Consider the following 8,534-nt stretch of genomic DNA (forward strand, 5'->3'; position numbering starts at 1 on the left):
GCGTTACCTCATCCAATATCTTCATCCAGAATACCTATGTGGCTATTTACAAAACTATTGCGACGGCGAATGCGGTTATCGCAGGAATAAGCACGGTAAAAGGAGCCTCACCTGCTTATCTGAATAGCGTGAAAGGCCAGGCGCTCACGCTCAGAGCAATGGGACACTTTGATGTGCTTCGTGCTTTTGGTTACCATTGGGACATCAATTCGCCATATGGCATACCCGTGGTTACTACGGTGCAATCAGCCAACAGCATTGTACCACGAAGCACTGTGGCGGCTACTTATTCTTCTATCATTGCCGACCTGACCGAAGCAGCCACATTACTCAACGGCTCACCCAACCGCGACCCTAATTATGTAAATCCTGCTGTAGTGAATGCTTTGCTGGCGCGGGTGTACCTGTATGAAAAAGATTATACTAATGCCGCTAAATATGCTTCTTTGGTTATTAATGACGGCGCATATCAATTGGTCGATGCCAGTCAATATACGTCGATGTACAATAACGGTGCTAAAAACTCAACTGAGTTTATCTTCCAGCTGCCTTTCGATTTTCAAAATCAGAGTCAGTATTATGCTACCACCTATGCGCGTCCGGATGCGGCCTCGACTGAAGTATTATTTATTGCGAATTCTGATCTGCAATCATTCTTCGAATCCAGGAGCGGGGATGTACGCTATAACTTAATTGATACCACCAATGCCAACGGCTACCTGCGCACGCTTAAATATAGCAGTGATGGCAAGTACAAGGATAACTCAGCTTTATTGATACGTATCGCTGAAATGTACCTGATCAGGGCCGAAGCATTGGGTAGGGTACAGGGGCTGGCTGATCTGAATACTATCAGAACCAACCGTGGCCTGAACGCTTTAACGCTGGCAGATGTACCCGATAATACCACTTATGCCCAGGCGGTTGCCGATGAAAACCGGGCAGAATTCAATTTTGAAGGTCACCGTTACTTTGACCTGGCGCGGACCGGACAAATAGTAAATGTCTTGCAACCGTTAACTACTTTCGGTATATCGGTTTCTAATTCCTGTTTCCCAATCCCATTAAGGGAGATCAATGCATCTAACGGGGCCGTGATTCAAAACCCGGGATATTGATTTAATTAGTGAATTAATGATTGAGTGAATTAGTGAATGGGTGAGTTTGGTGACGAACTGAAGCTGGCCTAACAAAGTATTTTCGTAGCTTTATCCAAGATGATGTTACAAAAGGTTTTATCGTACCAGATAGCAGATAGTATTGATATAAAAGCATTCAAAGCCGCATTTAAGGCTGACCTGCATTATAGCGATGCCGATGAGTTATTTTATAAAACAGGATTCAACGAGTTTATCTATGTTTTTAAGTATGGCGTGGTATGTTTCCTGAATTACGACCCCATCAGGATAAGCGAATTTTTGCGGCTCATATCCTCTTATTGCAAAAACTCATTCGACCAAAACCTGACCGAAGAATTTGAGATACATACCAATGCAGGTAAAAATAAGATCGGTTTTAATTCGATCGAGATCATCGGAGCGGACATTGAGGTGATACGTCTGATCATGCTGACCGTTTCACAATCTGTTGCGCTTGATTATTACGAAGAGCAAACCAACAAGATGCTCGAAGAGACCAATCGTCATACCCAAATGTTGGAGGCAAAAGGACGCCTTAATATATCGGGCACTAACCTTAAAAAATACATCGGCAAAAGCCTGGTCCTAAAAAACCGTATTGCCGAGAACCTGTACATTTTCGACTCGCCTCCTGAAACCTGGGACGATGAGAATTTAAACAAGATTCACAACGACCTGAAACGGACCTTCGACCTGCAGGAACGCTTCCGGGATATACAGGAAGGTCTGAATATCGTAAAAGACAACCTGGAGCTTTTCAGGGACCTGCTGCAATATAAAAATAGCTACCGCCTGGAGTTGATCGTCATCATCCTGATCCTGGTAGAAGTGCTGAACCTTTTAGCGCAAAAGATATTCAGTTGAGGGCAGTTTTTTCAATGTTCAGGCAGTTGGTCGGCAAAAGAAAATATTAATAAATTGCTTAGTATGCTTAACTCTTTCACTGTTAATGTTAAAATTGGCGATATAAAATGCGAGGTTTTTATAAGTCCATTTTTATTGCAGGCGAAAAAAATACCCGATGATATTAAATCTGGTAAACTCACTAAATTATACTTTTACTATCAACTCCGTGATGATGGTTATGTCGCAAATCTTGAACAGGAAATTTTGGATGATAAATTTAAGTCAGATCAGTTTATTATTAATTACGGGCAGGATTTTGAAAAGCACTATTTAGGAAGCTTATGTGTAGACTTTGACAATAAGCGGTATTGGCAATGGGAGGGAGCAAATACATTAAGTGAGGATGATGTAAAGTCCTTGGGAGATTCCCTTTTCAATCCCGAATTACAATCGCGTGTGACTTTGTTTACACCAACCAGGCCGTCTGATTTTAATTTCGGAATAATAAGACCTAATATTTAGAATAATATACCAGTTAATCTACCCGCGCTGCATCATTTATTTCATAGATTACATTGTCCAGTTTCATAATGGCTTCTTTCAGGTAATGTAATATTTGCCGGTTATGTTCACTGGTGATCCCATGCTCTTCTACCAGGTCGACAAGGCCAATGATACTAGCTACAGGACTCCTTAACAGGTGCGAGTTTTTATAAGAAACAACCTTTAGCTGATCAACTTTGGCTTTAATTTCTTCCTGCAGTTCGACCAGCTGCGTTACATCTTCAACTTCCCGGATGATCGTACAGATATGATTGACCGGGTTTTTCTCATAGATCATCTGGCGCGAATACACCCATATATAGTTGCCGTCATGCTTACGCAGCCGTACAGTCATCTCAATTATCTGACCATTTTTTGCATGGAGAACTTTATCAATGTTTTCTTTTACTGTTTTAAGATCGTCGGGGTGAAGGATGGTTTTGTAGAAATCTTCGCTAAGGCTAAGGTATTCATCCGGGGTATAGCCCAATAGCTGCTCAATTGCACCGCTCGAAAAAAGTAATTTATGGTTAAGTATATCGTACGTTTGAAATTCAACATGTGTTACCTCGAAAAGAGAATGTAAAAATTTAGCCCCGGGTCTCATTGTATAAATATACAAGGAAAATAAATGGTAGTGGTAGTGAGATTTCAGGAGTAATTGAAGTATTAACTGAGCAAAATAAGTTCCTCCCCGGTAATCGCTCGCAGAGGACTCACCCGAAAGCGCTACGCTGTTCGACCTCTCTATGGCAAGCCATAAAGAGGTGAAGAAAAACAAAAAAATAAAAAAAGTCCCCTCTTTACGCGAAGCGTAGAGAGGGTGGTCGATCCGCTGGCTAGCGGAATATGACCGGGTGAGTCAACTTTGCGATTTGCCATATCCGCCAAGTTTTCTATTTTTGATCTATGCCTAACATTATCGATCTATGCCGTGAACTCCGAAAACAACAAACCCCTGCCGAGGATCTTTTATGGAAGCATCTCAGAAACAGAAGATTTTCAGACCATAAATTTTTAAGGCAACACCCGGTTTGCGTATCATCGGTATTCGGGAAAAGCTTGTATTATATCCCGGACTTTTATTGTCACAAAGCCAAATTGGTGATCGAAGCTGATGGACCAATTCATCTGTTTAAAAAGGAATATGATAAAAATAGGGATGAGGTATTATCTGGTTTGGGATTGACGATTTTAAGGTTTACGAATGAAGAGATTCTTGATGATATGAATAGAGTTTTAGAAATAATAGCTTCTAAACTAGCTGCCCATTAATCGCTCGCAGAGGACTCACCCCGAATGCGCTACGCTGTTCGACCCTCTCTATGGCAAGCCATAAAGAGGGTAAATAAGAGAAACAAAAAATAAAAAATCCCCTCTTTGCGCGCAGCGTAGAGAGGGTGGTCGAGCGAAGCAATGACCGGGTGAGTCAAATGTGCGATTTGCTTAATAATCGTGCCTACTCAAACCCCGCAGTTTTCGGACTATTTTTCCCAATGCTCACAAGCAGGGATTTCATCCTTTCGATATGTTTTTCCAGCTCGTCTGCCTTTTCATCCATATCGACATCTCCGTCAATAACCGAGCTATGAGCCGGGTTCTTTGCCATTCTTTTAAGCAAATTCCTGCGCTCCTCCAGCATCCTGATCGAGATCCATATCGACTCTTCCAGGCCCTCCGCCTGTTTTTCCAACAATACGTTGCCGGTAAATACATGCCCTGTGTAACAACGGTATCTTGGCACGGTATCGTCCTTCATTTCCCACAAAGCTCCCCCGCAATCCGGGCATGAATAGTTGCTCCGGACACCTATTTTATCCAGCTCATTCATATTCGTGTTCATCCTTTCCGTTATCTCCGACTCGATTTTTACATCGTCGGGAACTTTTTTCAGGTCCTTGTTTTGAAAGGGTTTTGAAAAAATATCATCGAGGACATAACCCATTTCCGAAACAGGTACGCTATGATCTACATTTACATTATTCAGTACATTATTGGGCATATCGTCAAACTCCGCATCATGCGGCTCCTGGACAATACAAATACCGCCCGAACGCTTAATGGCCGACATTCCTGACGTGCCATCGTCCAGCAAACCCGACAAAATTATTCCTACTGTATTTGAATCGTAAGCAGCGGCAGCAGAACGGAAAAGCACATCGATAGACGGGCGCCAGCGGTTTTCATGCGGGCCTCGAAACACCCTCATATGTCCGTTTTTTATGATCAGGTGAAAGTCGGGCGGGGCAACGTATAAATGCCCTTTTTTGATCGGCTCATTATCTTTTGCCAGGCTGCATTGATAGGACGTGTTCCTCTGGATATGCTGCACCAATATGGCGCCTACAGATTTCCTGGATACATGGACGACTACAAAAAAAGACGTATCTAAGTCCGCAGGCACATGTGCCATCAGATCGGCCACTGCCTGGTAACCACCTGCAGAGCCGCCAATGACAACAACTGAGTTAATGTCCATATAGGTTTAACCTTGCCAATTCGCTATTGTTTTAATCGAATAGAAACAGAAGTTCCTTTTCCGGGAACCGATTCAATATTCATCGAGCCGTTATATACGGTAAGCCTGTTGCGGATACTGCTTAAGCCCGTGCCTGTTGGCTTTGCAGAAGGCTTGCCGGGGCGAAATCCTTTCCCGTTATCCCTTACCTCTATATGGATATCGGATTTCTTTTTGAACAACTCAATATTAACTTGGCTTGCTTCGGCATGTTTAATACTGTTGTTCACCAGTTCCTGCACTATGCGGTATATATTTACCATCAGTTGCATCTCGGTGTTGCCGCTAAAAGTGCTTTTTAGCTTTACTGATAGTCCGTCTGTCGATAATCGCCTGGCCATTTCTTCAATCGTGGCCACAATCCCAAAATCCTTTAAAATAGCCGGAGCCAGTTCAAACGAAAGGTTGCGGACTTCGCTAATGGCCCTTGTCAATAACTCCGAGGCTTGTGTATAATGAGGGTCTATTGAATCGCACTTTAGTAGTTCCATGTTGATCTTGAGTGCATACAATATCTGGCCAACACTATCATGCAGCGATTCGCTGATGCTGCGCCTTGCGTTCTCTTCGGCCTGGAGCGATGCGGCCCTGATCTCCTGTTGCTGTCGTTCTTTCATCGCTGAGCTTTCCAGTTCCATCAGTTTTTTTTCGGTGATATCCATCACCGTTCCTGCTATCCGGCTTTGCTCGTCCTCGTATACCACCTGGCCGCGGGCGTTTATATATTTACGTTCTCTTGAGGGGGTATGGATCGAAAATTCAATATTGAAGTCTTTGCCGCGTACCATGGTTGTGCGCAGGGCAGCATCCACTACTTCCTGGTCGGCTTTATTTATGAGCCTCATCAACGAGGAATATTTCCCATCAAAGTCGTTTGGTTCAATCCCAAAAATTGTTTTGCTGAAGTTATCCAGGAATATCTCGCCCAATGGCAGCCTGATCTCAAATGTACCGGTTAGTGAAGCGCTGAGGGCTGCGTCCAGGCGTTGCCTGGCCCGTTGCAGTTCCAGCTCGGCTCTCTTTTTTTCACTGATATCCGATATGGTGATGTAGCAGTTATTCATATTACCTTTGGCAATACAAATCCCATGCAATTGTGCATAAAACGCGGTTTCGCCCGATTTAAATAACCGTACCTGGCAGTTTTGCTCGCCTATCTCGCTAAGCATTTTCCTGAAAAAGCCATAAAACTTGTGGGCATCGTCCGCAAACACAAAAGCGCGCAGGGCCTTATTCAGCAATAATTCTCTGCGAAGCCCAAATAGCCTGCTGCCTGCCTGATTGATATCGACAATGGTACCTTTCCGGTTTATCACCGCATAACCAACAGGAGCCATCTCAAACAGGCTCGAAAACTTGGCCCGTTCATTCTCAAGTTCAAAGGTTACCAGATTAAGCTCGTCATTCTGCATTTCCAGCTCCAGCTGGTGGACCTGCAACTCCTGGAAGAGCTTCTGCGTCTCAATAAATTGCGGTGCATCCAGCGTAAAACCCTCTTCCTGGAGCATATGCTCCGCGCGTTTCCTGAGTTGATCAAAAAACTCTGATTTTATTGCCGTGTTTTCCGAACCTTTCAAAACGTCAGGCTTTTGTTTCTATAATTACCATAATAACCGATGTCTCTTTCGTTTCCTTGTTAATGGATGGTTTAGCCTTTATGGAAAGCGTTTTGGTGCCGATTAAAGGAAAATCGTGTGTAAAGGTGAGTTCCCTGTCATGCTTCAAACATTCTTTTAAAAACTGGTCCAGCTTGCTGGTTTTCCATAATTCATGCGCAACAACCGCAAAATTCATCCCCTTAAGATCCTGTTCCGATTTAAAAAAACGGGTAAAACTGCTGTTGGCATTAAGTATCCGAAGATCTTTATCAAGCAACAACGCCGGGTCTTTAAATGTTTCAATTATTGCAACCGCATAATCTCTTAATGATTCAAGCTGGTATTCCAGGTGTTTTAATGATGTGATCTTATTGAACGTTAATACCGCGCCGTTAATAAAGTTGTCCATGGTACGGTAGGGCATTATCCGCAGGGTGTACCACTCATCATTTTTGGTTTTTATCTCCGTTTCCTTTATCGTCAGCGTTTCAATCACCTGGTGAATATCATCCTCGAGCCCGTGATAATCAAAATTAAATACAATGTCGTTTATCGAGCGGCCTATGTCCGAAGGTATTACGTTGAACAGTTTTTTTACCTGCGGGGTAAAGCGCAAAATGGTCATGTTGGTATCCAGGAATACGGTACCGATCTCCGTATTATCCAGCAGGTTTTTCATGTCATTGTTCAGCTGGGTAAGCTCTTCTGCTTTTGCCTGGTACTGCATATTAATGGTCATCAACTCTTCATTGAGCGATTGCATCTCTTCTTTGGTGGTCAGAGACTCCTCATTGGTGCTTTGCAGTTCTTCATTAGTGCTTTGCAGCTCTTCGTTGGTCGACTTTAACTCCTCAAGCGATGTTTCCATCTGCTCAATAGTGTTATGCAGTTGCTGTTTGGTGTAAAGCAGTTCCTTTTCCAGCTCTTCAGTAATTGCATTGCTTTCCGATTTAGCTTCTTTCTTCGTGCTAACCTTTTTCTGCAGGCCCTTATCTTCAAATATGATCAGAACCAGGCCGTGCAGTGCCGAGTCTTGCAATACCTCAACTTTCAGATTAACAAGCCTTACACTTCCGTTCTCCTTTATTTTGATGTCGTTGACAGCAATTGGGGTTTTTTGCATCCTGGCCTGGTGGATGGCGTTGCTTAAAGCATATTTAAGCTCTTCGCGTGCCATCTGGTAATGTTCATTACGGCCTCGCCCGGGTTAAGCTCCAGGAATTTGCCGGTACGGCCATTAATATAAAGTATATCGCCTTTTTCGTTAATGAGCACTGATGCAGGCGTATAATTATCAAGCAGTATTTTATTGTATGTCTCTGATACTGTTTTCTTTCTTATGGGCTTTGGTTCATCCATTTTATATACTTGTACAGGTTGCTTTGATACATTGAATGGGAAATCAAGCATTTTCCCCATAGACGCCGCTCCTTCTTTCCGCTCAAATATTTTCCACTTGGCGTCAATCGGAACAAACATTTCACTAAATCCGCCCAATGTTTCGGCAGGGCCGAGGAACAATACCCCTTTGGGGTTCAGCGAATAATGAAATATGGGGATTATTTTTTTTTGCAGATCAGCATTAAGGTAGATCATCACATTACGGCAGCATAACAGGTCGAGGCGTGTGAACGGGGCATCTTTGATAATGTTATGCTGTGCAAAGACGATCATCTCGCGCAATTCTTTTTTCACGATGAACCGATCCTCTTTCTTGGTGAAGAAGCGCTCGATCCGTTCCGGCGAAACATCGGCTACAATATTATCGAGATAAATCCCCTGGCGTGCCTGTTCAATGGCTTCTGAATCCAGGTCGGTAGCAAATATTTGTACCTTTGGCAGCTTGCGCATTTTCATGCTATCCAGGCACTCCATCAGGAGGATGGCTAT

At 43.3% G+C, this 8,534-nt stretch carries 9 protein-coding genes; 4 read left to right on the top strand and 5 right to left on the bottom strand.

Features of this window, described 5'->3' with window-relative positions; genetic code table 11:
- The 3 genes from VIM89_RS03065 to VIM89_RS03075 form a co-directional block, all read left to right on the top strand.
- Positions 1-1,118: RagB/SusD family nutrient uptake outer membrane protein (locus VIM89_RS03065; RefSeq protein WP_488154659.1), on the top strand; the 1,118-nt coding region annotated here is incomplete at its 5' end.
- A gap of 99 nt (positions 1,119-1,217) precedes the next feature.
- Entirely contained in the window at positions 1,218-2,003 is a 786-nt protein-coding gene (locus VIM89_RS03070; protein ID WP_488154660.1) for an RMD1 family protein, read from the top strand.
- Positions 2,004-2,066: 63 nt separating this feature from the next.
- Complete coding sequence (locus VIM89_RS03075) at positions 2,067-2,507, top strand: hypothetical protein (protein ID WP_488154661.1); 441 nt, start codon at positions 2,067-2,069, stop codon at positions 2,505-2,507.
- Between the two features lie 13 nt (positions 2,508-2,520).
- Here the strand turns inward: VIM89_RS03075 and VIM89_RS03080 are convergent, their stop codons facing one another.
- Positions 2,521-3,135, bottom strand: coding sequence for a PAS domain-containing protein (locus tag VIM89_RS03080; RefSeq protein ID WP_488154662.1), 615 nt, complete (start codon positions 3,133-3,135; stop codon positions 2,521-2,523).
- A 302-nt stretch (positions 3,136-3,437) separates the two neighbouring features.
- Between VIM89_RS03080 and VIM89_RS03085 the strand changes: the two genes are divergently transcribed.
- Positions 3,438-3,803, top strand: coding sequence for an endonuclease domain-containing protein (locus VIM89_RS03085; RefSeq protein ID WP_488154663.1), 366 nt, complete (start codon positions 3,438-3,440; stop codon positions 3,801-3,803).
- A gap of 184 nt (positions 3,804-3,987) precedes the next feature.
- Here the strand turns inward: VIM89_RS03085 and VIM89_RS03090 are convergent, their stop codons facing one another.
- The 4 genes from VIM89_RS03090 to VIM89_RS03105 all read right to left on the bottom strand — a co-directional run.
- Positions 3,988-5,007: a chemotaxis protein CheB gene (locus VIM89_RS03090; RefSeq protein ID WP_488154664.1), complete on the bottom strand. Its 1,020-nt coding sequence runs from the start codon at positions 5,005-5,007 to the stop codon at positions 3,988-3,990.
- Between the two features lie 23 nt (positions 5,008-5,030).
- Positions 5,031-6,623, bottom strand: a complete 1,593-nt coding sequence (locus tag VIM89_RS03095; RefSeq protein ID WP_488154665.1) for a PAS domain-containing sensor histidine kinase — start codon at positions 6,621-6,623, stop codon at positions 5,031-5,033.
- 4 nt (positions 6,624-6,627) lie between these two features.
- On the bottom strand, positions 6,628-7,821 hold the full coding sequence (locus tag VIM89_RS03100) for a PAS domain-containing protein (RefSeq protein ID WP_488154666.1): 1,194 nt from the start codon (positions 7,819-7,821) through the stop codon (positions 6,628-6,630).
- A partial coding sequence (locus VIM89_RS03105; protein ID WP_488154667.1) for a CheR family methyltransferase occupies positions 7,791-8,534 on the bottom strand: 744 nt, incomplete at its 5' end. The genes VIM89_RS03105 and VIM89_RS03100, both read right to left, overlap by 31 nt.

It is taken from the genome of Mucilaginibacter sp. (genome assembly GCF_036568825.1).
GTDB lineage: Bacteria > Bacteroidota > Bacteroidia > Sphingobacteriales > Sphingobacteriaceae > Mucilaginibacter.

Bases quoted from the DNA above. Each gene is read 5' to 3' on its own strand.
- VIM89_RS03070 (WP_488154660.1), top strand. From the start codon at position 1,218: ATGATGTTACAAAAGGTTTTATCGTACCAGATAGCAGATAGTATTGAT.
- VIM89_RS03100 (WP_488154666.1), bottom strand. From the start codon at position 7,821: ATGGCACGCGAAGAGCTTAAATATGCTTTAAGCAACGCCATCCACCAG.
- VIM89_RS03080 (WP_488154662.1), bottom strand. From the start codon at position 3,135: ATGAGACCCGGGGCTAAATTTTTACATTCTCTTTTCGAGGTAACACAT.
- VIM89_RS03075 (WP_488154661.1), top strand. From the start codon at position 2,067: ATGCTTAACTCTTTCACTGTTAATGTTAAAATTGGCGATATAAAATGC.
- VIM89_RS03085 (WP_488154663.1), top strand. From the start codon at position 3,438: ATGCCTAACATTATCGATCTATGCCGTGAACTCCGAAAACAACAAACC.
- VIM89_RS03090 (WP_488154664.1), bottom strand. From the start codon at position 5,007: ATGGACATTAACTCAGTTGTTGTCATTGGCGGCTCTGCAGGTGGTTAC.